This is a genomic window from Pragia fontium (assembly GCF_900638655.1).
GTDB lineage: Bacteria > Pseudomonadota > Gammaproteobacteria > Enterobacterales > Enterobacteriaceae > Pragia > Pragia fontium.
Genome location: NZ_LR134531.1, coordinates 1610013 through 1635572, shown reverse-complemented (window position 1 = coordinate 1635572; position 25560 = coordinate 1610013). Strand labels below are relative to the sequence as shown.

General features: G+C 43.7%; 24 protein-coding genes and 3 tRNA genes. 16 read left to right on the top strand and 11 right to left on the bottom strand.

Features of this window, described 5'->3' with window-relative positions:
• Positions 1 to 342 precede the first annotated feature (342 nt).
• Positions 343 to 1290 carry a uridine-preferring nucleoside hydrolase UriH gene (gene uriH / locus EL341_RS07170; protein WP_047780766.1) on the top strand — a complete coding sequence of 316 codons (948 nt, stop codon included), beginning with the start codon at positions 343 to 345 and terminating at the stop codon, positions 1288 to 1290.
• Complete coding sequence (gene uriT, locus EL341_RS07165; RefSeq protein WP_074821230.1) at positions 1287 to 2699, top strand: uridine transporter UriT; 1413 nt, start codon at positions 1287 to 1289, stop codon at positions 2697 to 2699. Before uriH ends, uriT begins: the two co-directional genes overlap by 4 nt.
• 116 nt (positions 2700 to 2815) lie before the next feature.
• On the opposite strand, the gene EL341_RS07160 is transcribed toward uriT, so the two are convergent.
• The 3 genes from EL341_RS07160 to icd all read right to left on the bottom strand — a co-directional run bounded on the left by EL341_RS07160 (position 2816) and on the right by icd (position 7193).
• Positions 2816 to 3244, bottom strand: a complete 429-nt coding sequence (locus EL341_RS07160; protein WP_074821227.1) for a universal stress protein — start codon at positions 3242 to 3244, stop codon at positions 2816 to 2818.
• Between the two features lie 1668 nt (positions 3245 to 4912).
• Positions 4913 to 5719, bottom strand: a complete 807-nt coding sequence (locus tag EL341_RS07155; RefSeq protein WP_074821223.1) for a sulfite exporter TauE/SafE family protein — start codon at positions 5717 to 5719, stop codon at positions 4913 to 4915.
• A 220-nt stretch (positions 5720 to 5939) separates the two neighbouring features.
• The gene (icd, locus tag EL341_RS07150; protein ID WP_047780761.1) at positions 5940 to 7193 is read right to left on the bottom strand and encodes an NADP-dependent isocitrate dehydrogenase; all 1254 of its coding nucleotides are present in this window, start codon (positions 7191 to 7193) and stop codon (positions 5940 to 5942) included.
• A gap of 131 nt (positions 7194 to 7324) precedes the next feature.
• Here icd and rluE point away from each other — a divergent pair, with 131 nt between their 5' ends.
• The 5 genes from rluE (at position 7325) to purB (ending at position 11634) form a co-directional block, all read left to right on the top strand.
• Positions 7325 to 7945, top strand: a complete 621-nt coding sequence (gene rluE / locus EL341_RS07145) for a 23S rRNA pseudouridine(2457) synthase RluE (RefSeq protein ID WP_126467446.1) — start codon at positions 7325 to 7327, stop codon at positions 7943 to 7945.
• Positions 7938 to 8408, top strand: coding sequence for an NUDIX hydrolase (locus tag EL341_RS07140; RefSeq protein WP_126467444.1), 471 nt, complete (start codon positions 7938 to 7940; stop codon positions 8406 to 8408). Before rluE ends, EL341_RS07140 begins: the two co-directional genes overlap by 8 nt.
• 97 nt (positions 8409 to 8505) lie before the next feature.
• Positions 8506 to 9609 carry a tRNA 2-thiouridine(34) synthase MnmA gene (gene mnmA, locus EL341_RS07135; protein ID WP_074821214.1) on the top strand — a complete coding sequence of 368 codons (1104 nt, stop codon included), beginning with the start codon at positions 8506 to 8508 and terminating at the stop codon, positions 9607 to 9609.
• Positions 9610 to 9612: 3 nt separating this feature from the next.
• Positions 9613 to 10236 carry a high frequency lysogenization protein HflD gene (gene hflD / locus EL341_RS07130; protein ID WP_047780757.1) on the top strand — a complete coding sequence of 208 codons (624 nt, stop codon included), beginning with the start codon at positions 9613 to 9615 and terminating at the stop codon, positions 10234 to 10236.
• Positions 10237 to 10263: 27 nt separating this feature from the next.
• Positions 10264 to 11634 (top strand): adenylosuccinate lyase, encoded by a 1371-nt coding sequence (gene purB / locus EL341_RS07125; RefSeq protein WP_047780756.1) that lies wholly within the window; start codon positions 10264 to 10266, stop codon positions 11632 to 11634.
• Positions 11635 to 11950: 316 nt separating this feature from the next.
• On the opposite strand, the gene dcuC is transcribed toward purB, so the two are convergent.
• Positions 11951 to 13339 carry a C4-dicarboxylate transporter DcuC gene (gene dcuC / locus EL341_RS07120; protein ID WP_126467443.1) on the bottom strand — a complete coding sequence of 463 codons (1389 nt, stop codon included), beginning with the start codon at positions 13337 to 13339 and terminating at the stop codon, positions 11951 to 11953.
• Positions 13336 to 14589 (bottom strand): peptidase T, encoded by a 1254-nt coding sequence (gene pepT / locus EL341_RS07115; protein WP_114986510.1) that lies wholly within the window; start codon positions 14587 to 14589, stop codon positions 13336 to 13338. Before pepT ends, dcuC begins: the two co-directional genes overlap by 4 nt.
• A gap of 427 nt (positions 14590 to 15016) precedes the next feature.
• Between pepT and EL341_RS07110 the strand changes: the two genes are divergently transcribed.
• On the top strand, positions 15017 to 15676 hold the full coding sequence (locus EL341_RS07110) for a DedA family protein (RefSeq protein ID WP_047780753.1): 660 nt from the start codon (positions 15017 to 15019) through the stop codon (positions 15674 to 15676).
• A gap of 137 nt (positions 15677 to 15813) precedes the next feature.
• Here the strand turns inward: EL341_RS07110 and EL341_RS07105 are convergent, their stop codons facing one another.
• The gene (locus EL341_RS07105) at positions 15814 to 16026 is read right to left on the bottom strand and encodes a hypothetical protein (RefSeq protein WP_126467441.1); all 213 of its coding nucleotides are present in this window, start codon (positions 16024 to 16026) and stop codon (positions 15814 to 15816) included.
• A gap of 156 nt (positions 16027 to 16182) precedes the next feature.
• Between EL341_RS07105 and EL341_RS07100 the strand changes: the two genes are divergently transcribed.
• Positions 16183 to 16398, top strand: a complete 216-nt coding sequence (locus EL341_RS07100) for a hypothetical protein (protein ID WP_047780751.1) — start codon at positions 16183 to 16185, stop codon at positions 16396 to 16398.
• A 129-nt stretch (positions 16399 to 16527) separates the two neighbouring features.
• On the opposite strand, the gene EL341_RS17600 is transcribed toward EL341_RS07100, so the two are convergent.
• Both EL341_RS17600 and EL341_RS07090 read right to left on the bottom strand, forming a co-directional pair.
• The gene (locus EL341_RS17600; protein ID WP_164720445.1) at positions 16528 to 16848 is read right to left on the bottom strand and encodes a FidL-like protein; all 321 of its coding nucleotides are present in this window, start codon (positions 16846 to 16848) and stop codon (positions 16528 to 16530) included.
• A 173-nt stretch (positions 16849 to 17021) separates the two neighbouring features.
• A complete protein-coding gene (locus tag EL341_RS07090; protein ID WP_126467437.1) occupies positions 17022 to 17873 on the bottom strand; it encodes a winged helix-turn-helix domain-containing protein in 852 nt (283 codons plus the stop codon).
• Between the two features lie 569 nt (positions 17874 to 18442).
• Here EL341_RS07090 and EL341_RS07085 point away from each other — a divergent pair.
• The 7 genes from EL341_RS07085 to EL341_RS07055 all read left to right on the top strand — a co-directional run bounded on the left by EL341_RS07085 (position 18443) and on the right by EL341_RS07055 (position 24928).
• Positions 18443 to 18970, top strand: a complete 528-nt coding sequence (locus tag EL341_RS07085) for a CS1 type fimbrial major subunit (RefSeq protein ID WP_047780748.1) — start codon at positions 18443 to 18445, stop codon at positions 18968 to 18970.
• 82 nt (positions 18971 to 19052) lie between these two features.
• On the top strand, positions 19053 to 21347 hold the full coding sequence (locus EL341_RS07080) for a TcfC E-set like domain-containing protein (protein ID WP_197723520.1): 2295 nt from the start codon (positions 19053 to 19055) through the stop codon (positions 21345 to 21347).
• A gap of 28 nt (positions 21348 to 21375) precedes the next feature.
• Complete coding sequence (locus tag EL341_RS07075; RefSeq protein ID WP_047780747.1) at positions 21376 to 22062, top strand: hypothetical protein; 687 nt, start codon at positions 21376 to 21378, stop codon at positions 22060 to 22062.
• A complete protein-coding gene (locus EL341_RS07070; RefSeq protein ID WP_047780746.1) occupies positions 22053 to 22526 on the top strand; it encodes a hypothetical protein in 474 nt (157 codons plus the stop codon). The genes EL341_RS07075 and EL341_RS07070 overlap by 10 nt, the downstream gene beginning before the upstream one ends.
• Positions 22523 to 23086, top strand: coding sequence for a hypothetical protein (locus EL341_RS07065; RefSeq protein WP_074821180.1), 564 nt, complete (start codon positions 22523 to 22525; stop codon positions 23084 to 23086). The genes EL341_RS07070 and EL341_RS07065 overlap by 4 nt, the downstream gene beginning before the upstream one ends.
• Positions 23083 to 23757, top strand: a complete 675-nt coding sequence (locus tag EL341_RS07060) for a fimbrial biogenesis chaperone (protein ID WP_047780744.1) — start codon at positions 23083 to 23085, stop codon at positions 23755 to 23757. Before EL341_RS07065 ends, EL341_RS07060 begins: the two co-directional genes overlap by 4 nt.
• 184 nt (positions 23758 to 23941) lie before the next feature.
• Positions 23942 to 24928, top strand: coding sequence for a hypothetical protein (locus EL341_RS07055; protein ID WP_047780743.1), 987 nt, complete (start codon positions 23942 to 23944; stop codon positions 24926 to 24928).
• Between the two features lie 215 nt (positions 24929 to 25143).
• Here EL341_RS07055 and EL341_RS07050 read toward each other — a convergent pair.
• From EL341_RS07050 to EL341_RS07040, 3 genes are all read right to left on the bottom strand, one after another.
• Positions 25144 to 25230 (bottom strand) — tRNA-Leu (locus tag EL341_RS07050).
• Between the two features lie 12 nt (positions 25231 to 25242).
• Positions 25243 to 25316: transfer RNA gene (locus EL341_RS07045), tRNA-Cys, on the bottom strand.
• 34 nt (positions 25317 to 25350) lie between these two features.
• A tRNA-Gly gene (locus EL341_RS07040) sits at positions 25351 to 25426 on the bottom strand.
• Positions 25427 to 25560: the final 134 nt, after the last annotated feature.

Genomic DNA, 25560 nt, shown 5'->3' with positions numbered 1-25560 from the left:
CTTAATACCTTCTACCATCCTACGCCAATGACCAATTCATACAGGTAGCCTCTTAGTGCTACCTGTACTTCTGTTTTCAAAATATTCAACTATCCTATAAAGACCATTTCTAACCTGCTGTAATCCATAAGTTATTGGAAAATATTTTTTGCTTACGCGCGCTGTTGTTTTTAATCAATACCCCAATCCTATGACCCGTGTCACTCTTTATCCTTGATTAATTGACTATTCTCACCTTCACATGGGGTATATCTATCTATCCGACTGCGATACGACTGACTGCAAACCCAATACTTAGCAATGAATATCAACGAAAAATTCACTTTAAGGAACAGATAAGATATGGCAAAAAAAATAATTCTCGACTGCGATCCTGGCCATGATGATGCTATTGCTATTCTATTGGCTCATGGTAATCCTGATATTGAATTGCTGGCGGTCACTACCGTTGTTGGTAATCAAACGTTAGAAAAAGTGACCCGTAATGCACTCGCCGTTGCACGCATTGCGAATATCACCGGTATTCCTTTTGCTGCCGGAGCGGCTCGCCCACTAATTCGTCAGGTGGAAACCGCTCCAGATATTCACGGGGATTCCGGCCTTGATGGCCCGGTTTTACCCGAGCCGACAATCAGTGTTGATTCTCGTCATGCCGTCGACTTAATTATCGAAACCATTATGTCTCACCCACCAAAAACCATCACCTTGGTTCCTACGGCAGGATTAACCAATATCGCCCTTGCTGCTCGACTGGAGCCACGTATTGTAGAACGCGTTAAAGAAGTGGTCTTAATGGGAGGAGGCTATCACGTCGGTAACTGGAGCCCGGTCGCTGAATTTAATATCAAAATTGATCCAGAAGCTGCCCATATTGTATTCAATGAAAAATGGCCCATTACCATGGTGGGGTTAGATTTGACTCATCAGGCACTCGCGACACCAGATGTGATTGAACAAATACGTGCTGTGGGTACCAAACCAGCCACATTTGTTCTGGAAATGCTGGAGTTTTTCGGCACCATGTACAAAAGCGCACAGGGTTTTGACGCCCCTCCGGTGCACGACCCCTGTGCCGTAGCCTACGTTATCGATCCAGCAGTCATGAGCGTACAAAAAGTGCCAATCGATATTGAGCTAACAGGTACACTTACCCTAGGCATGACCGTTGCCGATTTCCGAGCGCCGCCGCCAGCAGACTGTCACACTCAGGTAGGCGTTAAACTCAATCACCCATACTTTTGGGATCTCATCGTTGATGCCTTAAAACGGATCGGTGAGGTACATATATGACCGATTCGCCTTTACAAAATACCCGGAGTAACGTTGGCACATTGCTCTTCACGTTACTGGCAGCCTGCATAGCATTTCAGTTAAATGCCAGCATGTTAGGCCCTGTTCTGGTGACTATCGCGCAAGAATTACATACCGATGAAGCAGCTGTTTCACTATCACAAACTGCTTTCTTTACTGCCGCTGCTCTATTTTCGCTGTTCCTTCCGCGCCTTAGCGATATTAAAGGACGCAAAAAAGTATTGACCTGGATGCTCGCTATCATGACCGCAGGTACCGTGCTTGCTGCACTGGCACCCAATATTGGCGTACTTTATGTTGCACGAATTATTCAAGGCGTCTCAGGCCCCGTCGTTCCGCTATGCTTACTGATGCTGCATCATGAAATAGCGGATAAGAAACTGTATTGCACGTTGATGGGGGTAGTCACCGCAGTAAATGGTGGTATCGCAGGAATAGATGCCATTGCCGGTGGTTTATTGGCTACTCACTTTGGATTCCGCTCGGTATTCTGGGTCATTACCGCCGTTGCCGCCGTCTCGACATTACTGCTGATTAAATATGCGCCAGAATCTAAACCCTCTTCCGGTATTCGTATGGACTGGATAGGTGTAACCCTGCTGGTTATTTCTCTGGCCGCAATGCTTATCGCTTTAGGTCAAGCCAGCAACCTTTCGGCCGCTAACTGGCCGCTCGTTATTGCTCTGGCTATCTTTTCTATCCTGATGTTTATTGCCTTCTGGCTGGTAGAAAAAAACAGCCAGCACCCACTAGTCACCACATTCTACCTAAAACAGCGAAGTACCTGGGCCTTATTACTCACCACAACGCTGACAATGACGGGTATTTTTGCCATCGTGAATGGGCTAGTCATGTCATTTGCCCAAAATCATACCGTCGGTTTCGCCATGAGTGCCGATAAGGCTGCTCTCGCCTTCTTAACTCCTTATGCTCTGATAGGCTGGCTGGTTGGTCCGTTTTCCGGACGGCTGGCACCGACACTAGGCTATACCAATGTGCTACGTATTGGGCTGTTAGGTAGCATCATCGCTATTCTAATGATGTTATTTGTTGGGCTAAACTCACTACCTATGCTTATCACGGCTATATTGCTGATTGGCGTGACCTATGCCGGTATCACCAATATCATCCTTAATGGTTTAGGCATTGTCTTATCCCCCAAAGACAATCCCGGTTTTCTCCCAGGAATGAATGCCGGAGCCTTTAATCTTGGCGCTGGGTTGAGTTTTGCCCTCTTACCAGCCGTCCAAATAATTTCAACTCCTGCGGGGACTTACTCTACTGAGGGGTATTTCAACGGTATCATGATGGGATTAGCCATTACCGTTTTGGCATTGTTGGTGTCATTTTTTATTCCACGGCCAGTAGATGCAGAAGTCAGACAATAGGTAGTCGCACAAAATAATTATGGGCACATTTTTCTTTAGCTAAAAGAACAAAAACGCCACTGACTTGTGGCGTTTTTCATATCAGCGATAGCTGGTGAAATTATATTTATAGATTATTATCTCACCACTAAAACTGATGTGTTGGCATACCGGACAATACCTGATGCATTAGAACCTAATAAATGGGTAGTAATACCAGGGCGTCTGGAACCAATGACAATCAGATCGGCCTCAATACTTTCGGCACTAATAGCGATCTCATCCCTTGGGGAACCAAAAGCGATTGAATAGGAAACGCGTTCTTTTGGAAGATCCAATGAATCAACCAGCGTCTTTAAATCCTCCTCCGCTTTAATCGAAGCGCGATCTTTTAGCTCAGGATATCCAAGGGCATAAGAGTTAATAATTGCAGATGAAATGGGTAGTACATGAAGCAAGTACACTTTCGCATCAGCCAGTTTGGCCAAATATACCGCATGCTTTAACGCATTACGGGTGAGTTCTTCTTCCAAAATATCCACAGGGACTAAAATGGATTTGTACATATGCACCTCTCCTATATTTCAGCTACTGAAAAGAATCGCCACCTATCATTATATTTAACTATATGATTTTTTAAGTTACCTAACCCATTAAGATCAAAATAATATATTAAAAATGAAAATATTAAATTGATGTTAAAAAGATATTACTTATTATAGTTGAATATAATAAGACCAATATAATTCAATATTAGGTCCTGATTAATATCAACTCATTCAGATTAATTTTCATTCGCAGCACAAAAAGCGAGTGACGGCCTTGGTCTTACATGGTAGATTGACAGGGTTTTGTTAACAAGTCTTGTTACTTATCTATTGTCCAAAAGGTTATTCATCAAATGAAAATATCATTTATTGAACTCACTCTTGTTCTTTGTATAACAATAACGGCGGGGCTCACTGGATGGATGGTATCTGAGATATCAAAAGAACGGACTTTTTTTACGATTAAAGAGTGTATTATTAAATAATTTTTTAATTCCCCTACATTTTATCTATCTATAGAGGTGTTATTCCAAGTAACATAATAAGAAGTAAAAAATTTAACCAAAATAACCCTCTATCCCATATAGAAATAATCATGCTATCCCAATTACTCTATATTGAGTAATATCATCTTATTACCCCACGCACACAAAATTACACTAACTGAAAACCAAGGAGATTGGTTAACCCTCTATGTCCAATACAAAAACAGGCGATAACCTATAAAATAATACGCTACCGCCTATCACATCAAAACATTCTGACTATTACAGAGCACCGTTAAAGCATACTCTCATCAGATAAGTTAATACCTACTGTTTTCGCGATCCCTTCAACAATCCGTGTTTTGTTGATTGTCGCCATAATGAACCCACAGCGGGTACATTGAATAGTGTAAATAATATGTCCGAATCCATTCATTTCCGTTGAAATCTTAAGCTCAAAATAGACTGAATCACATACTTTACATTTTGTATTCATATACGGTTGATTTACCTGATTTAAACAGTGGGTAATCAAATGGTAGTTTATTTTTCTTCATTGTGTGGCCAATGACTCGTTAACCTGTCTCTTTGTACACTCTATTTATTATCTGACAGATTTAAGAATGAAATTTGCGGTTAATTTATTAAAAATTGTCACTTACCCATATCACTTAACTAATTGAAATTAAAAGTTAATTAATCAGATGGTTAGGCAATACGGCCAATGGAAAATTGATAGACCTTACCTATTTCAGCTATAGGTAAAACCTTATGGGCATTGTGATAGGTTATTATTACTATTTGAAATAATTAGAAATTAATTGATTTCATTTCATGACATGAAGAACATCAGATGAGAATAAAGTGTCTCGATTGTACGGTTATTGGTTTCATTGTGGTCATTGCTGGAGTAATGGGATGGCTGGCGCCCCAATTTTTAAAATCATCAAAAGATTATAATCTGCAGGAATGCTATCACTCACCAGCCCTACCGTATGTATCGCCAAATGCTGAAAATAAAAATAACAAACGCCTCTCATCTGATGATTATTTCATCAGAAAAATTGATAGTTCTCAACAACCGTGCCTGCCAAGATCGGTTAAATAGATAACACACTCTTTATACCTGACAAAATACCACTAATTCCTACCGCTAGGATGTAATAAAGACACAGATTAATCTGTGTCTTTATGCTTCCCACTAACCACTAAAAATCGTCTGTAGCATTTTAAGACTTAGCAGTACTAATAATCCGGCAAATATCTTTTTAAGCAGCGCAACTGGCAGCTTATGCGCTAACCTAGCGCCTATTGGTGCAGTAAAATAGCTGACAATAGAAATAAGGACTACTGCAGGCAGGTAAACATAGCCAACGCTATAATCAGGGGTATTTGAAGCATGCCAACCGTTGATCATATAACCAACGGTACCGGCTAAGGCAATTGGCATGCCAACCGCAGCCGACGTACCAATAGCATTCTGAATACGAACGTTACACCACGTCAGAAAAGCTACCGTTAACGAACCGCCCCCAATCGCGACCAGTGCAGATATTCCACCAATAGATAATCCTGCCAAAGAGATCCCTAACGTACCGGGCAACTGACGGCTGGGCTTTGGCTTAATATTTAATATCATCTGTAAAGCCACGTACCCCATGAAACAGGAGAAAAAGATAGCTAACGCTTTCGCAGGTAATATGGCTGCCAACCAGGTTGCCGATAAAGTACCAATCAATATAGCGGGCGTTATTTTTCTGACTACCGGCCATAATACCGCCTGATAACGATGATGAGCCCGTACACTGGAAAACGCAGTAATAACAATCGAGGCCATCGACGTTCCCAGAGCCATATGCACTAAATGCTCTTGTCCAATACCTTGTGCAGCAAACAATGTGGTTAAAATAGGCACCATAATACCACCGCCACCAATGCCTAATAGCCCTGCCATAAAACCAACCACAGCACCTAACATCAAGTAGGCGATAATCCATTCAATACTCACTGAATACCTTATTAAAATTGTCTATGGGGAGGAGTAGATTATCAGGCTGCGTTAAGATGATCGATAGTTCGGTGATGATTTATGAAATAGGTTAACGATAGGAAATATATTGGTTATCAAACAGCAGGAGTAATTAAAGATGGCCACAAAGAGATTTCAAGCTTTGCAATTAAAAAATCGGAGGCCAAAGCCCCCGAATAATTTTAAGTCATTTAGACAATTACATATTAGATATTACATCTTGACCAAACTCGCTACAGGAGCGCTCTTTAGCGTCATCCATCATACGAGCGAAGTCATAGGTAACAGTTTTATTTTTAATCGCCCCTGCTACACCTTTGACAATCAGGTCAGCAGCTTCGAACCAGCCCATATGACGCAACATCATTTCAGCAGACAAAATAACTGAACCTGGATTCACTTTATTCTGACCTGCATACTTCGGAGCAGTACCGTGCGTGGCTTCAAACAGTGCACAATCGTCACCAATGTTGGCACCCGGTGCGATACCGATACCGCCAACCTGTGCCGCCAGCGCATCAGAAATATAGTCACCGTTCAGGTTCATGGTGGCAATTACGTCATACTCTTCCGGACGCAGCAGAATTTGTTGCAGGAATGCATCCGCGATAACATCATTGATAATAATGTCTTTGCCAGTCTTCGGATTTTTCACCTTCAACCATGGGCCGCCATCAAGCAGTTCGCCACCGAATTCTTCTTTTGCCAACTGGTAGCCCCAGTCTTTGAAAGCGCCTTCAGTAAACTTCATGATGTTACCTTTGTGCACCAGCGTAACGGAATCACGATCGTTATCAATCGCATATTCAATTGCAGCACGAATTAAACGCTTAGTGCCCTGCTCTGAACACGGCTTAACGCCGATACCGCACTGTTCAGGGAAGCGAATTTTAGTTACGCCCATCTCTTCACGCAGGAACTTAATCACTTTATCCGCTTCCGGCGTTCCCGCCTTCCACTCGACACCAGCATAAATATCTTCTGCGTTTTCGCGGAAAATAACCATATCGGTCAAATCTGGGCGTTTAACCGGGCTTGGCGTACCTTCATAGTAACGCACAGGGCGTAAGCAGATATACAGATCTAACTGTTGGCGTAACGCAACGTTCAAAGAACGAATACCACCGCCGACCGGTGTAGTAAGTGGGCCTTTGATCGCCACTTTATATTCACGAATCAGGTCTAATGTTTCATCTGGTAACCAGACATCTTTTCCATAGACATGAGTTGATTTTTCGCCAGTATAAATCTCCATCCAGGAGATTTTGCGTTCGCCGCCGTAAGCTTTCTGTACTGCAGCATCAACAACATCAATCATTACTGGTGTAACATCAACACCAATGCCATCACCCTCAATGTAGGGAATAATAGGATCGTGCGGAACCGCGAGTTTGCCTTTAGCGTCAACCGTAATTTTTTTACCCGTGGCAGGAACAACTACTTTGCTTTCCATCAAACTCTCCTCTAAGGACATGTTTGTTAATTTTTTGTAAGATGCACTCTGATACTACTTGATAACTTTCTGTCCGCCAATCAAAAACTTTTTCAAGTATAATGATTTAACGATTCACCACGCGAAATATCATGTTTAAACTAGCAACTAAAAGAAATCCTGCCAATCGTCATCGGCAAAAAAGCAAACCCCGTGGTCCAAAAGGTCCGCGGCGCGTTATTCTATTTAATAAACCCTATGATGTGTTACCGCAATTTACCGATCAGGCGGGTAGAACAACCTTAAAAGACTTCATTCCCTTAACCGATGTTTATGCTGCCGGAAGATTAGATCGCGACAGTGAAGGACTACTTGTTCTAACAAATGACGGTAAATTACAGGCTGAATTAACACAGCCGCAACATAAAACAGGGAAAATCTATTTGGTGCAAGTGGAAGGAATTCCTGACACCGAGGCGTTAGAAAAATTGCGTCAGGGGATAATATTAAACGATGGCCCTACTCTTCCCGCCGGCGCAGAAATTGTACCCGAGCCAGAGTGGCTATGGCCGAGAAATCCGCCCATTCGTGAACGAAAAGCCATTCCAACCAGCTGGCTAAAAATCACCTTATATGAAGGGAGAAACCGACAGGTTCGCAGAATGACCGCCCACGTTGGTTTTCCTACTTTGCGCTTAATCCGCTACAGTTTACATCATTGGAACCTCGATAATCTGCAACCCGGTGAATGGAGAGAAATTAACGATGTCTGACAGCCAATTTAAACCACACGTCACGTTGGCCTGCGTTGTGCAAGCCGAAAATAAATTTTTAATGGTTGAAGAACTGATAAACGGATCACCGACATTAAATCAACCAGCCGGTCATTTAGAAGCCGACGAGACACTATTCGAGGGCGCACAGCGAGAACTGTGGGAAGAAACCGGCATTCAGGCCGCCCCTCAATCGCTGCTACAAATCTATCAATGGATTGCGCGTGATGGTACACCGTTTATTCGTTTTACTTTTGCCATTGATTTGCCTGAAATGCTGGCAACGCACCCGCATGATAGCGATATCGAATGCTGTCACTGGCTCAGCGCTGAAGAGATTCTCAATGCTGCTAATCTACGTTCCCCATTGGTGAGAGAAAGCTTGTTGCGCTATCAGCAACCAGAACGCTATCCGCTATCCATTATAGAAAGCTATAACTGGACGAAAAAGCGTTTGTCTTAGGCGATGCACCAACCGCACCAACGTGCTAAAATCCTGCGTTAAGAATTACAGCACACTTTATATCAATTTTAAGTCACAACAAGTACGCGAGAGCCCCATGTCAGATAACAGTCAGAAAAAAGTCATTGTCGGAATGTCCGGTGGTGTCGATTCCTCCGTTTCAGCCTATTTGCTTCAGCAGCAAGGCTATCAGGTGGCCGGCTTATTTATGAAGAACTGGGAAGAGGATGATTCAGACGAGTACTGTTCCGCTGCCACGGATCTCGCCGATGCTCAAGCCGTTTGTGATAAGTTGGGTATCGAACTGCATACCATCAACTTTTCTGCTGAATACTGGGACAATGTCTTTGAGCATTTCTTGGCTGAATATAAAGCAGGACGCACGCCAAACCCGGATATTCTGTGCAATAAAGAAATTAAGTTTAAAGCGTTTCTTGAGTTTGCCGCAGAAGATCTGGGGGCAGACTATATCGCGACTGGTCACTATGTCCGCCGTCAGGATGTTGATGGTAAAAGCCGTCTGCTACGGGGCGTCGATAATAATAAAGACCAAAGCTATTTTCTGTATACCTTAAGCCACGAACAGGTCGCTCAAAGCCTGTTTCCGGTTGGTGAACTGGAAAAGCCCGAAGTACGCCGTATTGCTGAACAGTTAGATTTAGTTACCGCCAAGAAAAAAGACTCTACGGGTATCTGCTTTATTGGCGAACGTAAATTCAAAGATTTTTTAGCCCGTTATTTACCGGCTCAACCAGGCCATATCGTCACTGTTGATGGTGAAACCATTGGTCAGCATCAGGGGCTGATGTATCACACCTTGGGACAGCGTAAAGGATTAGGCATCGGAGGCCTGAAAGATGGCGGCGAAGATCCGTGGTACGTCGTAGATAAAGATCTGGTCAATAATCGTCTTATTGTTGCTCAGGGCCACGATCACCCAAGCCTGTTCTCCAATGGCCTGATAGCTCAACAACTGCATTGGGTTGATCGCAACACGGTAACGGAAACCTTCCGCTGTACGGTAAAAACCCGTTATCGCCAACAGGATATCCCTTGTACTGTGATTCCTCACGGTGCAGATCGTATCGAAGTTCGTTTTGATGAACCGGTCGCGGCAGTCACGCCCGGACAATCAGCCGTTTTCTATCAGGGTGACGTTTGCCTTGGTGGCGGTGTTATTGAAGAACGTTTACAGGATTAACCCGTGGCCAAAAATTATTACGACATTACCCTTGCGCTGGCGGGCATCGCTCAGTCAGCCCGCTTGGTTCAACAGTTGGCCCACAATGGTCAATGTGACACCGATGCGCTATCGGTTTCATTAAAAAGTATTATGGTGACCGACTCCCCTTCTACGCTGGCCGTCTTTGGACTGGAGAAGGATTTAACCATGGGTCTGGAAACCCTGCCCAGCGTGTTGACCAATAATCGTCAAGAGCTCAGTGCAGAACTCACTCGCTACGTGTTGAGTATTATGGTGCTGGAACGTAAGCTATCCGCTAATCATCAAGCATTGAATGAGCTTGCTACACGCATTAGTCAGGTTGAGCGCCAGTTAGCTCATTTTGATATTGAATCCGAAACTATTTACAGCTCGCTGGCCAGTCTCTATGTGGATATTGTCAGCCCTCTTGGTCCGCGGATTCAGGTAACCGGCTCTCCGGATGCGCTGCAAAAACCCTTGGTTCAAGCGAAAGTTAGAGCCGCGTTACTGGCCGGTATCCGCGCAGCGGTACTCTGGCAACAGGTTGGTGGTAGCCGACTGCAATTTATGTTTTCACGTAATCGCCTGTTAAACCAGGTGAGAGAAATTCTTGCTAATCGTTAAATTTTTCAGACTTCAGGAGTCTTACTGATGGAATTATCTTCACTGACCGCCGTCTCCCCTATTGATGGACGTTACGGCGATAAAGTCAGCGCCCTACGCGCTATTTTCAGCGAATTTGGTTTGCTGAAGTTCCGCGTTACTGTGGAAGTTCGTTGGTTACAGAAATTGGCCGATTGTGCACAAATTAAAGAAGTTCCTGCTTTTAGCCAAGAAGCAAACGATTTCCTCAATAAAATTGTCGCTGAATTTAACGAAACCGATGCTCAACGCATTAAAACAATTGAAAGAACAACCAACCATGATGTCAAAGCGGTTGAGTATTTTCTAAAAGAAAAAGTCGCAGCGATTCCCGAATTGCATGCTATTTCAGAGTTTATTCACTTCGCCTGTACTTCAGAAGATATCAATAATCTGTCCCATGCCCTGATGTTATCCACCGCTCGTACTGAAGTGTTGTTACCTGAATGGCGTAATATGATTGATGCCATTAAGGCGCTGGCTGCGCAATATCGTGACATCCCTCTGCTGTCGCGCACTCATGGTCAACCCGCTACGCCAAGCACGGTAGGTAAAGAATTTGCCAACGTCGCTTATCGTATGGAACGTCAATATAAGCAACTAACCCAAGTTGAAATTCTGGGTAAAATCAACGGTGCAGTAGGTAACTATAACGCCCATATTGTGGCTTATCCGGAAGTAGACTGGCATCAGTTCAGCGAAAGCTTTGTTAGCTCCTTAGGCATTACCTGGAATCCGTACACCACCCAAATCGAGCCGCATGACTATATTGCTGAGCTGTTTGATTGCGTAGCGCGTTTCAATACCATTTTGCTGGATTTTGACCGTGACGTTTGGGGTTATATTTCTCTCAATCACTTTAAGCAAAAAACCATTGCCGGTGAAATTGGCTCCTCAACCATGCCGCATAAAGTTAACCCTATCGATTTCGAAAACTCCGAAGGCAATCTGGGTCTGTCCAATGCGCTCTTAAATCATTTAGCCGCCAAGCTTCCGGTGTCCCGCTGGCAGCGCGATCTAACCGACTCTACCGTACTGCGTAATTTGGGTGTGGGCATTGGTTATGCTCTGATCGCTTATCAATCCACCATGAAAGGCATCAACAAGCTGGAAGTGAACGAAAGCAATCTGCTTAATGAGTTAGACCATAACTGGGAAGTGCTGGCCGAACCGATCCAAACGGTTATGCGCCGTTATGGCATCGAAAAACCTTATGAGAAACTGAAAGAACTCACTCGTGGCAAGCGCGTTACCGCGGAAGATATGAAAGTCTTTATTGATGGACTTGAACTACCAGAAGCAGAAAAACAGCGCCTGAAAACCATGACCCCGGCCAACTATATTGGTTACGCCGTTCAGATGGTGAGTAAATTAAAATAAGCTCATCCGTGAATCAATAAAAAAACGCGCCAAGGCGCGTTTTTTTATTGATGACATAGTACCCTCACAGCCAATTAGAGGGAGAGATGGGCGTGGGGGTCGACTTGGCGTAAGCCAACGAAGTGCCTCTAGCCCAGCTAGGCCCGACGCACTCCGCCGCTGAAATTTACTACTCTCCCGGCTGTGCTACTTAGGTAATATTGTGGTAAATCTTTTACAGCCGGAATATCCACCGTACCCAATTTAAAAAAGAGTTATCAACAGTCTCAAACGCGCCAAGGCGCGTTTTTTATTTCATCTAATGCCAAAACAACCCTCACCCAAATGCCGGTATACTCATATAAAACATACCGATAATCAGCGTATGGAATACCAAACCAATCAAGAGTGGAATCGACGTTCTCTTCACCACATCAAAAGGCGATAGTTTTGCCCCGCTTGAAACGGCGATAACCACACCAGATACCGGTGACATTGCCCGTCCCATATGAGATGCCTGCTGCATTGGCAAAATCATCCCCGTCGGATTGACCCCCATACTATGGGCAATCTGAGGGATAAGCTCAACGAAGGCCAGAAATGGTGCATTACCCGATCCCATAATCACCGCCGCTGCCAAAGTGACAATCGCAAATACAATCGCCATGGCGAATGGTGGTAACCCAACGTGTTCAGCCATAATAATCAGCTGGTCGATAGCACCAATCACTTTAATACCGTGAGCAAATACACCAGCAGCAACTAACAGGCCTACCACACCAGTAAAAGCGCTTCCCATTCCCTTTAGAAACTGACTGAACCCTTCACAAACCTGCTTAAAGTTACGCAAACGTAATGTCTCAATCACCATACAAACAAACATACAAATCAGAACAATGGTGACCACATCCAGATTAATATCTTTGACAAATAACTTAGAGAAAACGATCGCCATCACTATCGGCAACATGGGTAACAAGGCATAGAAACCGGGAATCCCCTTTTCATCTCCCACGGCTTCTTCAGTCGCTATTTCCGCGACAAAACCGATCTTTCGATCACAGTGCCGCTGCCAAAATATATGCGCAATACCCACTACCAATACCGTTGCTACTGCCGCCGGCCCTTGATAACCGATAACGTAACCAACCACATCCTTGCCCATTCCGACCGCATCTGTTGCCCGAATAGCGTCTACCGCCATCGGCGTATAGGCGACGCCCAATGATGTTGCGATAACACCAGCAGCCGAAGCAGGAGAAAGCCCCAGTCCGATCATAATTGGAAACATGGTTCCCATTAACAGAACCGCAAGACCGGTAGCGGATGGAATCGCCAGTTGTAATATGCTAGCTAATAAGAAAGAGAAAAAAAGTAAGATATAAGGGGAACGTAGCTTTTTCAGCGGTCGGGTCGCTACGCGTACTACCGCCTTATTGGCACCGATATGATCCATATAATGGGCAAATCCCATTAAAGCCATAATCATTAAGCCAAGATCGGCAGCGCGAGTGCTGAATAAATTACGCATTACTTCAAAAGGATCAAAAAACGAAATCCCCGTCGACTGGAGCCCCTTGGGTAAAACGCTCCCCCAATCAAATGCCATAGTGCAGATCATCAAAATCAAACCTGCGGCAAACAGCACTGGTTCAGCTTTGTAGCCCCTTAGAATTAAGCGGGCGACAATCACAATGATCACCAGTGCGATGATGACCTGAATCATGCTTTAGTACCATCCCTGAAACGATCGTGAGTGAGTTTTACCACCTCAACTAATACATCACTGGCAGCTCTGAGAGATTTAACCGGCAGATATTCGTAAATCGAGTGGAAATTATGCGCTCCGGTAAAGATATTCGGACAAGGTAGGCCATTTTGCGACAGCGCCGCACCATCATATCCACCGCGCATAGGAATGACTTTAGGTTCAATACCACGATTACGATAAGCCTGCTCAGCAATATCGATCGGGTAAGCTGACTCCCCCTGCAAACTATTAAATACGTTAGCATAGCGATCCGCCAGATGACATTTTACGCTTTCAGTTCCCCATAGACTGGCGCAGTTTTCAGCCAGCTTAGCCAGAAATGCCATTCGATGCTGATAACCCTGTTCGGTAAAGTCACGAACGTCCATTTTCAGCACCGTTTTAGCACTGTTACCCTGCATTTGCTTGACCCAGTAATAACCTTCCCTACCATCGGTATATTCCGGTGCTTCACCACCCGGTAACATGGCAATAAACTTATGGGCCATCAGCAATGAGTTTTTCAGTTTGCCCTTTGCTGACATAGGGTGAGCCGACTGGCCGGTAAAAATAATTTCAGCATCACCGGCATTCCAGTTTTCATACACCAGTTCACCAATACCGCAACAGTCGAGGGTATAGGCAAAATCAGCGCCGAAGCTCTTCACATCAAAGACTTTTGCGCCGCGCAAACCCTGTTCTTCATCCGGTACCAACCCCACCTTAACGGCACCATGTTTAATCTCAGGATGCTGTTGTAAATATTGAATCATATTCACGATAGAGGCGATGGCCGCTTTATCATCTGCCCCTAACAGGCTGGTTCCATCGGTGGCAATAATATCATCACCAATATATTCACTAAGCTCGGGGAATTCGCTTTGGCGTAAGAAAATTTGCTGCTCTTGATTAAGGCATAAATCTCCCCCCTGATAAGGTAATATCTGAGCGTGTGTATCTGTTGTTTGTTCAGCACTGGTATCCAGATGACCAAAGAATGCTACCGTCGGTAAAGGATAATCAACATTAGACGGTAACGTTGCCGTCAAAATTGATCGTTCGCTCACCTGAACATCCTGCAATCCCAATGCCCGGAGCTCATCAGCCACTTTATTGGCCAACACTCGTTGACCTTCGGATGACGGCATAATGCCTGCGGCCCCTTTATCTCGGTCTGTTGTGGTATTAATTTTGGTATAAGAGATAAAACGCTCAACAATATCCATGATATTTACCTTTAATGAATTGACCTATTTTGATTTACGGTATCATAGGGCGATTATCGGGTGAACCGGTTTTATTTCTTATTGAGATGGAAGTCTACAATTAACTTTATTAATTGTTTTTATTTATATTTCATCGAATTAATATGATATTAAAGTATATAAACAGCGGCTTAAGGCTATTGACAAGATATAAAGCAGACTTTCGGATAGGCGCAATAAAGTACTTATCCTTTGTATTTAGTCGTGAATTGAATACCTTGATATATCAGAGCAATTTTTCAATGATAAAACCGCTCAACCTGTATAGTTAATTCTTATAGTGTTAAACTAGCTCATAGCGGTCACTCTTTGACTTTCATCTCACCTTCTATTGCATTAACGCTATCTCAAAACAGATACCTCATTAATGTTATGCACAGGAAAGAAAATGGGTTCGATAACAGATTTATTTCAGGCCCTGATCCATCAGGACTTTAAGACATTAGCAAATCCTGAGTTTCTTTGGTCGATTTACGGCATTCTGTTTATCATCATATTTCTTGAAAATGGTTTGTTACCCGCAGCATTTCTCCCAGGAGATAGCCTGCTGCTGCTGGCTGGTGCACTGGTTGCGCAAGGTTCACTACATTTTGCCTTAACGGTAGTCGTCCTTTCCGTTGCCGCGGCATTAGGCTGCTGGTTTAGTTACCTTCAAGGTCGATGGTTGGGAAAAACCAAAATAGTACAAGGTTGGATGGCCAAGATCCCTGCCCATTATCATCAACGAGCCCATCAGCTGTTTTATCGGCATGGTTTCTTTGCCTTATTGATCGGCCGCTTTCTGGCCTTTGTCAGAACGCTATTGCCAACCATTGCCGGGTTATCAGCACTCGATGCCAAACGCTTTCAAATATTCAACTGGTTAAGTGCCGTGTTATGGGTCAGTGTGGTCACCGGTCTGGGATACCTGATCAGTCTGACCCCATTCTTTAAACACAATCAAACCGCGGTAATGAATGGATTAATGATTTTACCCGTCGCCTTGCTGGTCATCGGATTAGCGGGGTCTTTAATCGTGGTGCTCAAAAAGAAATCAGATAAGAAATAGCAACGCTAAATCATTTGATATCAGATCATCACTTTCTGGTATCAAATGAACCATCAGCCTCTCTGCCCTGTCCATCCATTTTCCTTTATTAGCAAACCTTGGGGAAGTGGTGCGATATACCGTGACTAAGTAACAACCTACCTCGTCATCGCTGCTTTACAATGTGCAAAGAAAACGTTAATGGCTTCATCATAATTAAGCTCCTTAAGCAAAATAGAGCGGCTAAAATCTTTATCGCTTCCCCAGCACCACTGAACCAGTAATGAACTTTTCACAGGATCTATTTGCAATGTCACCAAAGCATCAGGTTTTACCTGCTGAGCACCAAAAATAAAATCGCTAATTTCCATAAAGTCTCTATGCAAAGCAGTCATGAATGAATAGGGTTAATCGCTGAAGCTAACAATCGCAGATATCCCTCAAACGGTAACATCTCGTAATTAACATAATGATATTATTGAAAACATCTCAACCCAATTATGCCAACATCAGGAAAAATGAATATCATGAGCATTGAAACACTGCAGTTTATGCAGGATGAAATCCGTCGCCTTATTGGTAAAGCCGTATGTCGGTTGAACACTCAAGGGGCTAATATCTCCCGTGAGGCCATTATTAGTACTTTAGAAGATTTAATTAACGAAACGGATGATACCAAGAAACAGCGGGAAATTCAGGAGGCAATCAATATGTTTATTACCACTAATGGCAAGTTTAACTAAGCCAGTTTATCTCTCCCGTATCCATCACCGATTTTTATAAACACCAATACCATTTAAGATGGCCGACTCCAAAAGATGGGCCATCTTAAAATTGGCACGATAAATCAGATTGCTGGCGATAAGCTATTCTTAGCCGTTCACCTTAGAACAGACCATAACCGGGGAATATGCATTGCCAACCAAATATGCATGGTCATTTAATGGCATAGCGCGAAAGACACGCTTAGTTTTCCCGTCCGTCCCTCTTAACAGGTAGGTATCAATCACATCTTTTGGTGCATTATCATAGTCCTGAATGGCATCACCAGTGTGACTCAGATTAAACAAACCATTCTCTACATCAATAGTTTGATACTGCATAATGGCGGTACGCAATACTCGATAATGAGATGTCCCCATCGTCAACATCCCCGCTAAACTGATGGTACCAGAACCATTATTATCAAACATCAATGTGTAAGTACCCTGGAAAATCGGTGAATCAGGCCTCTCATTAAAAATAAATTTCCCTTGGGATTGGCAATTCAATGATATTGTTGGTTCCTTCATCTTATTCTTCCAATACCACGTCGTCGTTATAGCGGCGACACCACACAGCAGACCTACTACAACCCAGCGTATTTTCATTGAGGCACCATAGAATAAGAATAAAAGCTGTCACAAGAATCGGTCTTTTTTTGGTCGAAGTTACATATAGCAAAGAACGTCCTATCATTACTTCTAAGAGACTTCTGAAAATCATGGGCATCTTGGACATATGCCAATAAAATATCATTAGGTCCGCAATGCTTATTTTGCGACTTCAAAAAGTACTCACTATAAAAACGATATTTATCTTGCTGGCTCTCATCAACGGGCTCAACCGTGTAGGTTTTACACCCCATAATTGTTGCTAAGTAATGTTGGGTTTTCGTAACCGGTTTAGCCTGATAAAAGATAACCATAACGAATAAAAGTAACGGTAATAGCATAGCGATCAAGAGGCCCCATTTTTTTTGTTGCCCCGTTTGCCATAAACCTAGCCCCAACCACCGCTTAGGCCGTAATAAAGTGCGTGCTTTACTCTCGATCTCGGTCGCATCATCAATAGAAGAAAGTACACCATGCTCATTACCGCCTTCTGCTACGAATAATGTTGCATCGGAATGATAGACATTCACATCAACCGCTTTATTTAATTTAAAACCAACGCGGTGTACGGTAATAATGGCATCATTAATTCCGTAATCTTTTAATGTCTTACGTAAAAATCCAATATTATGGTTTAGACTATTATTGGAAGCAGGATATCCATTATCTTCCCACACTTTATCAAGCAAATCATTACGATGTACTGGTTTACTTTGTGCCTTAATAAGCTCTATCAATATGCCTGCCTGTATTACAGTCATAGAGATAGCAGGCTGAGTTTTATGCTTAAAACGTAATCCCCCAGACTCATTGAAGATTACGCTGTCATTAAAGATATATTCCATAATTTTTTACAATAGGCTCTATTATTACGCCTAGCTTCACCTCAAATAAAATATTACTTATGCTGCCGAACCATCCTGAAAATTCATCGCAATGAAATTCTAGCCCGAGCTTATTACACATATTTAAATAAGTTGCAATTTATTAATATTAATGAGTTGTTAAAAATGTACCAATAATCAAAACTTCAAAATAAACAATTAATGTAAACTATATACTACTTAACTTGATTTACCGCTGTTTAATTTGCACCACCTAACATATCGATACGTAAATCTTCAAAATAATGCAAATCGATATTAAATTTTGTATTTGGCAAGTTAAATGATCTTATATTCCAAAAAAACATTAACACGACTAAAATGCCCCCCATCTGGAAAGTCTAGAAATGTGGACTAACTGGATAAAAAAATGACTGCGTATTAAATCCAATCTTGGTGAGATAACGTTATAAGTTAGTTACAGAAAATAATATTTATTCATCTATAGCTATCTTATGTCATCTCCCTCGATCGGAAATATAGCGCGATATCATCGTTATGGATGAGTGACTTCCACATGGAGAAATATAATGAAATTTAATCAATACGCACTGATTTTAGGTATGAGCATGTTTTTTGGCGCCGGTGTTGCTAATGCCGAACCAAGCAATCAGCTCCCTAAGACCATTCACCTTACGGCGCAAATTAACGATGCGTTATTTGTATCTAAGCCTGATGGTTCAAGTTGGTATGACGTAGAAGAAGTTAGAGCGCTGGATTATAAACAGCAGAAGTTTTCTACAACGTTGCCAATTCGCGTATGGAGTAAAAATGAATCCTTTAAGGTGACTTTGGCACAGCCGTTGAAAATGAGTAACGGTAATTATGAAATGTCAAATGCCAGCATCACAATGGATACAAGTGCCGGTTCTAAGCCATTAGCTACAGGCACAACAGTGGAAATCAAACAAACTGAAAAATCTGGTACTGAGTTTGATCAAGTTTATAACCTGAACGTTAAACTTGACGCACCTGTTGCTGTAAATGGTCTGAGTACCAATGGCAGCTATAACGGCGACCTGGTCATGGTATTTGAACCCGTTGTAACAGCAAAATAAATAATCCCCTCAGGCCACTTTATATTAATGAAGTGGCCTTTATGACCTGTTTTACATTCAATTCGCAGGGAATGCATAATTAATGATCATCAAGGAAAAAAGGCTTTCTGTAAAAGAAAGTGTCTACCTGACACTATTTCAGTCGACACTCCTGACGTTTATGCTGACTATTCAGGCTCAAGCTGATGATCGGATCACATTCGTCTATGGCGTACCCGACGGTTTTAGTGAATCTGAAATAGATGATACGGCTAAATATGTTGCGACCATTGATGGTATTACCTTACCGGATTTTATCAGTTATTCACCACAGCTGAATAAATTGGATTTTGATCGGGAAAAATATCGCCGTAACGCAGTTGATCCAAAAATCATTGCCAACCTGCAAAAAATATTCGATCAACTAGATTATAAACAGTGTTTGAACGGCTGCGATCTCACTATTGAGGGAAAGCACGTGACCGTGGATAAAACACGACGCGCTATTACATTACGTAGCAGTGAAAACGACTACATTTTGCCTGAAACCTCTCTGGGATTAGTACACAACCAAAACGTAGATATCCGAGCTTCCAGCGAGAATTATCGTGCCATTAACCTCAACAGCAATGCCTGGCTGGGTATGCCATGGCAAAGTTTTGGCTATCTTAACTGGTATAGCAACTACGCCAGCATGGGTGAAAAGAATACGCACAATCAAGGCATTTCAACCTACTATATACAAAAAAACTTCTCGTCGACCTATTTACGCGCAGGCCGACAGAACAGTATCGACTTTGCCTCTGATAGCATCAGTACCACGCTATCTCCCAGTTTTGACCAATTTGTTACCATTGGGAGTCAATCAAACCTTCGAATTGGCGACGGTAAAGGAGAATTGGTTTTGTTCTCCACCGCTGAAGGTAACTACGAGTTTTATCGCGATGGTCGAATGATTCTAAAACGCCCCGCAGTACTGGGACGGAATACCATCAGTTTTAACGATTTACCCGGCGGTTACTACTCAACCGAGGTTCGTCTGGTTGACCGTAACGGCAATACCATTAGCCGTGAAAACCATGCCATCAGTAATGTTAATTATAGCGGTTATCCCGGCTATATGGCCTGGCATCTGACGGCAGGAAAAGATATCAGCAATGATGGCAATTTATTAGAAGGCGGACTGAGCCGAGATTTATTATGGTTTTTCTTCAATGGTACCGCTATTAGTGGCTCCGAAGGTAAATGGGCTACCGAAGGAAATATCAGCCGCCCCAGTACATTGGGGGGGATTCAAGTCGCACCAACCCTGGGTGTGATGAGCGGTGAAAAAGGCAACGGCGGTTATCTCAACCTGTCATTATATGGTAGCGAACTGGGTAACCTTTCCTACAGCCGCTATCAGCATAGTGATGTGTCCTATTATAGCTACGGTACATCAAGCAGCGCTTTATCTTACAGCCGTGGACTGGGAAACTCGCTTATTTCCTATAACTACAGTCAATTTTCCAGCAGCGAATCACATCAAATCGAATTGCGTTGGAACTATCGTCCTAATGGACTATGGTCAACATTCTCGTTGGGGGTACAAAAAGGTGGCTTCCAGCAGTCAGGTAACAACTACGGTATTTTTTTCAATACCACCTGGACGCTTGATCGCATACAGGGCAGTTTTTCTGCCGCCCGTTCAGGGGGACAAACTCAACTTAGCGGTAACTATCGGCATATTAGCACTGATACATTTGGCACCACCACATTGGGTACCACCGTCAGCCGTATTAATGGCCTGAATAACGTTAACTTGTATGCCACTCGAGAAGGTAGCCGTGGCGATGTGTCACTTAATCTGGGCCGTAGTGCGAACAGCAATAATGCCGACTTGAATTACCGTGGCATGATTGCCGCCAATACTCAAGGTGTCGCTCTGGGTCGCTACAGTAGCAGCGGTTCAGCCATGCTGCTTTCTACTCCCATGTTGCAAGGTATTGACTACGGTTTTGAAGTTGAAGGAGCACCCGTTGGTAGCAATAGTGTTTATGCTATTCCCATCAAGAGTTACAACGATATCACTTTTGCCCGCGTCAATAGTCAGGATAACGATCAAGATATCAACGTCGAAGTACCGGCCAATATCCCTCGGGCGCATCCTGGTCAAGTTTACGCCGCTAAAGCCAGCGTGGATATCAACCTCCTTTATAACGGATTTCTGCAAGATACTCAGGGAAATCCGGTCAGTGGCACCATCCGGGAAACTGGTGATGTCGCCTACCCCAACGGCTTATTTTCCATCGCCAGCAAACAGCTGTTACCGACTATCGATGTCGAAAATAAAAACCGGCGCTTCCGCTGCGATCTGAGCCAATCCCATAACAACTTTTACACCTGCTCGGCACTGTAGTACCGAGCAGGGCCTAATCGGAGTCATTATGAAAAAAACACTTTCACTGCTTATCCTACTAGCCAGCCTCAACGGTTTCCCGCTTAACGTCAATGCCGGACCACAGTTGATGGTGACACCAATCAGCATTAAAGTTTTTAACCAGCATGAACAGCGCATCTCTGTGCGGAATACCGGCGATGCCCCACTTTACCTCACTATCTCTCTGGCAAAAGTGGATAACCCTGGTGATGCACAGGAACATAAGACGCCAATTCAACAGTTACCTCATCCGGAACTTATGGCCACGCCAAATAAATTGACGCTTGGACCAAACCAATCGCGGGATATTTTACTTACCTCGTTGAAAGAACCAGCGAATGAAACAGTGTATCGGCTTTATGTTGTCCCGGTTAAATCCTTTGAGGTCAGCGGAGCGCCTGACGATAAGATTACTGCCCCGATGACGCTATCCGTAGGGTATGGCGTATTAATACGTCATCTCCCTGCCCCGGCTAATCAGCGTCCTAAGTTAGGTCATCGTTGTGAAGCCAATAAGATTACCCTGCTTAACAATGGCAATGTTCGTCTGCTTCTTGAACAGGTAAAAATGGCTTCTGCCAACAGTAACGCTACCGACGTCATAGCACTATTTCCGGGTACGCCACAAACCCTGAAAACAAGAAAATTGAGTGCCGACTTGGACGGTAAACGGATTGAAATAGTATGTCCCTGATCTTTTCACGTTGTTTTGGCGTATTAGCCGCCCTCCTGTTAGCACAACATAGCTATGCCGGTGGTTTGTTGACCCTCTCTCAGGCTGAGTTGACGATCCCACAGCAGGGTCATTTGCCAGAATTGGTGGTGGAAAATAGTGGTGATGCCACGCTGTATCTGGATATCCAGCAGCAACTGCTAACAAATCCAGGCCTTCAGCCGGAGACGTTAATTGGCGTTGGTCATGTCGAGTCTCCATCCTTGTTGGTCACACCATCAAGGCTGGCTCTTGGCCCCGGTCAAAAAAGAACGATGCAGCTACGCGTGCTTTCACAGCCAGAAAAAACTCAGGTATGGCGTATTACATTTCGCCCCCAGCAAAATCTGAATGTTATCACGACAGGGACAACCCCGATCCGAACGCCTTTATTTATCAGTATTGGCTATGGCGTGGTGATTTATCAAATAGGGAGCCAATCATGAAAATAACTTGCTCAGCAACCTACATATTACTATTGGCGTTAGTAGCATCCACCTTTGCCTCGGTAGCCAATGCCGCTATCATCATGGTAAAAGGAAAAACGTCGAGCCGTGTTAGTGCTACCATCATTAAGCCCAATCGCCTCTTTGTTAATGACATAAACGGTGGCTGGTATACGCAGGAAATGGAGATGTTCCAGCAAGGTGGTGCAAATTCTCCCTATCAAATTGAGTTACCACTCCGCATTACCTCCAGCACAGGTATCTTTCAGGTCAGCTTGGATCAGGCATTAATACTCCGCCATGCACAAACGCCTACCCTGCAATTTCAGGTGGCCGAAGTCAGCATGGCAAATGTAGACAGCGCAGCAAAAATATTATCCGTAGGAGCACCGACAGTATTCTATAATACCCCGTCAGCAGACCCCTTACAGGATACCATTGGGGATTATAGCCTCGCCATTAGCGCTCTACCGCCTGAAGGGGATTTCAAAACCAATGCCGGTATTTATCAGGGAGAATTAAGACTCACTTTTGAACCTGTTGCTAAGGCCGTGCCATGAAGAGCCATTTTTTACTGTGGCTCACTTGCCTGAGCAGCATATATCTTTCCATTGGTACCGTAAAAGCGGCAATCGACATTTCGCCAAAGCGTATTGAATTGAGGGGTAACACACCTCAAACTATCAAGGTGAGTAATAATGGCGATAGAATTGAATATGTCACGATCTCAACGTCGTTAGTCACCAATCCCGGCGTTCACTTTTCCAAAGAACAACGAATTCCTATGGGGTTGATCTACCAGCCTACGCTCTATGCCTCGCCGTTTAAACTACAGCTCAATCCACGACAGCATAAACTGATCACACTGCGGCCATTAAAAAGTGTGGATAAAGAAACGGTCTATCGCCTCAATGTTCGCCCAATAGTACAACTTCATGGCACATCGGCAGACCGAGCAACAGCCAGTATCGCTGTGAACCTAAGTTTCAGCGCGATAATACGCCAGCGACCAGAAAGAGAGAAAGTACAGCTTGATGTCCAATGCGAACAAAAAGGCGTTCTCCTTACGGCAACGGGAAATGTCCACGTTGCTCTAAAAGGAATCCAGACCGATGGCAGCACCCCTGAAGATATCAATATCTACCCAGGAACCCCTCAACGCTTATCGGGTAAACATATTTCGCTACCCGGCTATGGCGGCTGTCTCGCCGGTCAACGTATGGAAAAATAATTATGAATATCATTATTCTCAATCATCACCAGCCGCAGCATATCTCTCCTCGGCCATGACCTGATAAGCAGCTTCATCGCTGCAATCATAACGAGTGACATAAAAAATATTTTTATCGTGACATCAAATTTTATTCGCCGCTTAAAACGATAGTTTTAATTTATCTAATCTGAAAGGGAGCATCATGAAGTACCTTTATTCTTTTTTCGCCTTATTACTGATTAGCCCCAACTCAGCTTATAGCATTCAACTTGCGGGCATGCCTCACAACGTCATTTCTGGTGTCAGTAATTGCCTAATGACCAACACCGGCAGCGATACTTGGCAAGCCAGCTTTACAGCAAACTGGGCGCTTATGGGTAGTATTCCACCGGATCGCGATTGGGGTGTCCGTACCGGACGAGGCTTTTTGATTTTCCAATATGACAAAAATGGTACCCCCATTAAGGCTTATTTTCCTCCTGATAATATCAAAATGAATGGTCATGCCCCCATAGGGAGTAACTATGGTACTTACACCAACGGCAATGGGTATTTAACCTATGGATACAATTACTCTCCTGAATGGAACATCTATGATCCCTATACGGCTGACGTTGTTATTAACGTAAAGGATGCTAACGTCGCGATAGTGGCTCTGTATCCCACTAACGTCTATTCCAGTGGCATCATCTACGATCAGGTTGGCGCGGTATATTTTGCTGCTTCACAAGCAACACAAACTTGTCAACTGATGGATAACCCTAATAAGCCACCGGCAATCGTTAACCTTACGATGAATGCCCCTGACTGGGACTTAGGTGAAATTGCCGCAGGGAAACAACAAAAAGTGATGACCAATGCCGCCGATCGTCTCTGTATCAGCTATCTGTCTACAGAAAGTGCCGGTAAGGATTTTATTGTGACTGCAACCAATGCTAATGGAATTGTTAACAATCGCTTTGTCCTCAAACACAATCTGAACCCCACTAGCCTACTTCCTTATACTTTAACGCTGGATAATATGGGCAAACAGATTCTGTTACCGAACATCAACAATTCCAGCATAAGATTTGAAGACAGCGGCAATCAAACCTGCTTTACCCCTACTTTTGATTTGTATGGGAATGAGGATCAGGAATTAGGTGACTATAGCGATGTGATCAATTACGAGATCGTGACGAAGAGTTAATTTCCCCTTCTTCACGGCTCAGGCAAGGTGACTATAGAAAAGAAAGCCGTTCACCAGACATAAATAACAACGTTTAAAACTGGCCTGCTAACCCTGTGGGCCAGCGCTGTTTGGTCATATGGATATCGAGACCATTTACCGCAACAGCCGAATTTTAGACGAAAAAAAACTGCCTTTTGGCAGTCATGAATTACTTAAACAGCTAAAGATAATAATGGTGCCCGGGGCGAGACTTGAACTCGCACGGCGTTGCCGCCGAGGGATTTTAAATCCCTTGTGTCTACCGATTCCACCACCCGGGCATAACAAATAACTGGAGGCGCGTCCCGGAGTCGAACCGAGGTAGGCGGATTTGCAATCCGCAGCATGGCCACTCTGCCAACGCGCCTAACTAACATTAACATTCAATCAGAACATTAAATTGGAGCGGGAAACGAGACTCGAACTCGCGACCCCGACCTTGGCAAGGTCGTGCTCTACCAACTGAGCTATTCCCGCGCCTAAACAATCATATCATGGCTCATTTTAGAACCTGCTGATTTAACTGTATTATCTTTTGACTAGTCTGTCCGTCATCAGATGCTGAGCATTCTACTTACCTGACGAGGTGAGTCAATAGAATTATTACAACA

Excerpts from the sequence above, each read along its gene's own strand:
- uriH (WP_047780766.1), top strand. The coding sequence starts at position 343 with ATGGCAAAAAAAATAATTCTCGACTGCGATCCTGGCCATGATGATGCT.
- uriT (WP_074821230.1), top strand. The coding sequence starts at position 1,287 with ATGACCGATTCGCCTTTACAAAATACCCGGAGTAACGTTGGCACATTG.
- EL341_RS07160 (WP_074821227.1), bottom strand. The coding sequence starts at position 3,244 with ATGTACAAATCCATTTTAGTCCCTGTGGATATTTTGGAAGAAGAACTC.
- icd (WP_047780761.1), bottom strand. The coding sequence starts at position 7,193 with ATGGAAAGCAAAGTAGTTGTTCCTGCCACGGGTAAAAAAATTACGGTT.
- rluE (WP_126467446.1), top strand. The coding sequence starts at position 7,325 with ATGTTTAAACTAGCAACTAAAAGAAATCCTGCCAATCGTCATCGGCAA.
- EL341_RS07140 (WP_126467444.1), top strand. The coding sequence starts at position 7,938 with ATGTCTGACAGCCAATTTAAACCACACGTCACGTTGGCCTGCGTTGTG.
- mnmA (WP_074821214.1), top strand. The coding sequence starts at position 8,506 with ATGTCAGATAACAGTCAGAAAAAAGTCATTGTCGGAATGTCCGGTGGT.
- purB (WP_047780756.1), top strand. The coding sequence starts at position 10,264 with ATGGAATTATCTTCACTGACCGCCGTCTCCCCTATTGATGGACGTTAC.
- dcuC (WP_126467443.1), bottom strand. The coding sequence starts at position 13,339 with ATGATTCAGGTCATCATCGCACTGGTGATCATTGTGATTGTCGCCCGC.
- pepT (WP_114986510.1), bottom strand. The coding sequence starts at position 14,589 with ATGGATATTGTTGAGCGTTTTATCTCTTATACCAAAATTAATACCACA.
- EL341_RS07110 (WP_047780753.1), top strand. The coding sequence starts at position 15,017 with ATGGGTTCGATAACAGATTTATTTCAGGCCCTGATCCATCAGGACTTT.
- EL341_RS07105 (WP_126467441.1), bottom strand. The coding sequence starts at position 16,026 with ATGGAAATTAGCGATTTTATTTTTGGTGCTCAGCAGGTAAAACCTGAT.
- EL341_RS07100 (WP_047780751.1), top strand. The coding sequence starts at position 16,183 with ATGAGCATTGAAACACTGCAGTTTATGCAGGATGAAATCCGTCGCCTT.
- EL341_RS17600 (WP_164720445.1), bottom strand. The coding sequence starts at position 16,848 with ATGTTTGATAATAATGGTTCTGGTACCATCAGTTTAGCGGGGATGTTG.
- EL341_RS07090 (WP_126467437.1), bottom strand. The coding sequence starts at position 17,873 with ATGGAATATATCTTTAATGACAGCGTAATCTTCAATGAGTCTGGGGGA.
- EL341_RS07085 (WP_047780748.1), top strand. The coding sequence starts at position 18,443 with ATGAAATTTAATCAATACGCACTGATTTTAGGTATGAGCATGTTTTTT.
- EL341_RS07080 (WP_197723520.1), top strand. The coding sequence starts at position 19,053 with ATGATCATCAAGGAAAAAAGGCTTTCTGTAAAAGAAAGTGTCTACCTG.
- EL341_RS07075 (WP_047780747.1), top strand. The coding sequence starts at position 21,376 with ATGAAAAAAACACTTTCACTGCTTATCCTACTAGCCAGCCTCAACGGT.
- EL341_RS07070 (WP_047780746.1), top strand. The coding sequence starts at position 22,053 with ATGTCCCTGATCTTTTCACGTTGTTTTGGCGTATTAGCCGCCCTCCTG.
- EL341_RS07065 (WP_074821180.1), top strand. The coding sequence starts at position 22,523 with ATGAAAATAACTTGCTCAGCAACCTACATATTACTATTGGCGTTAGTA.
- EL341_RS07060 (WP_047780744.1), top strand. The coding sequence starts at position 23,083 with ATGAAGAGCCATTTTTTACTGTGGCTCACTTGCCTGAGCAGCATATAT.
- EL341_RS07055 (WP_047780743.1), top strand. The coding sequence starts at position 23,942 with ATGAAGTACCTTTATTCTTTTTTCGCCTTATTACTGATTAGCCCCAAC.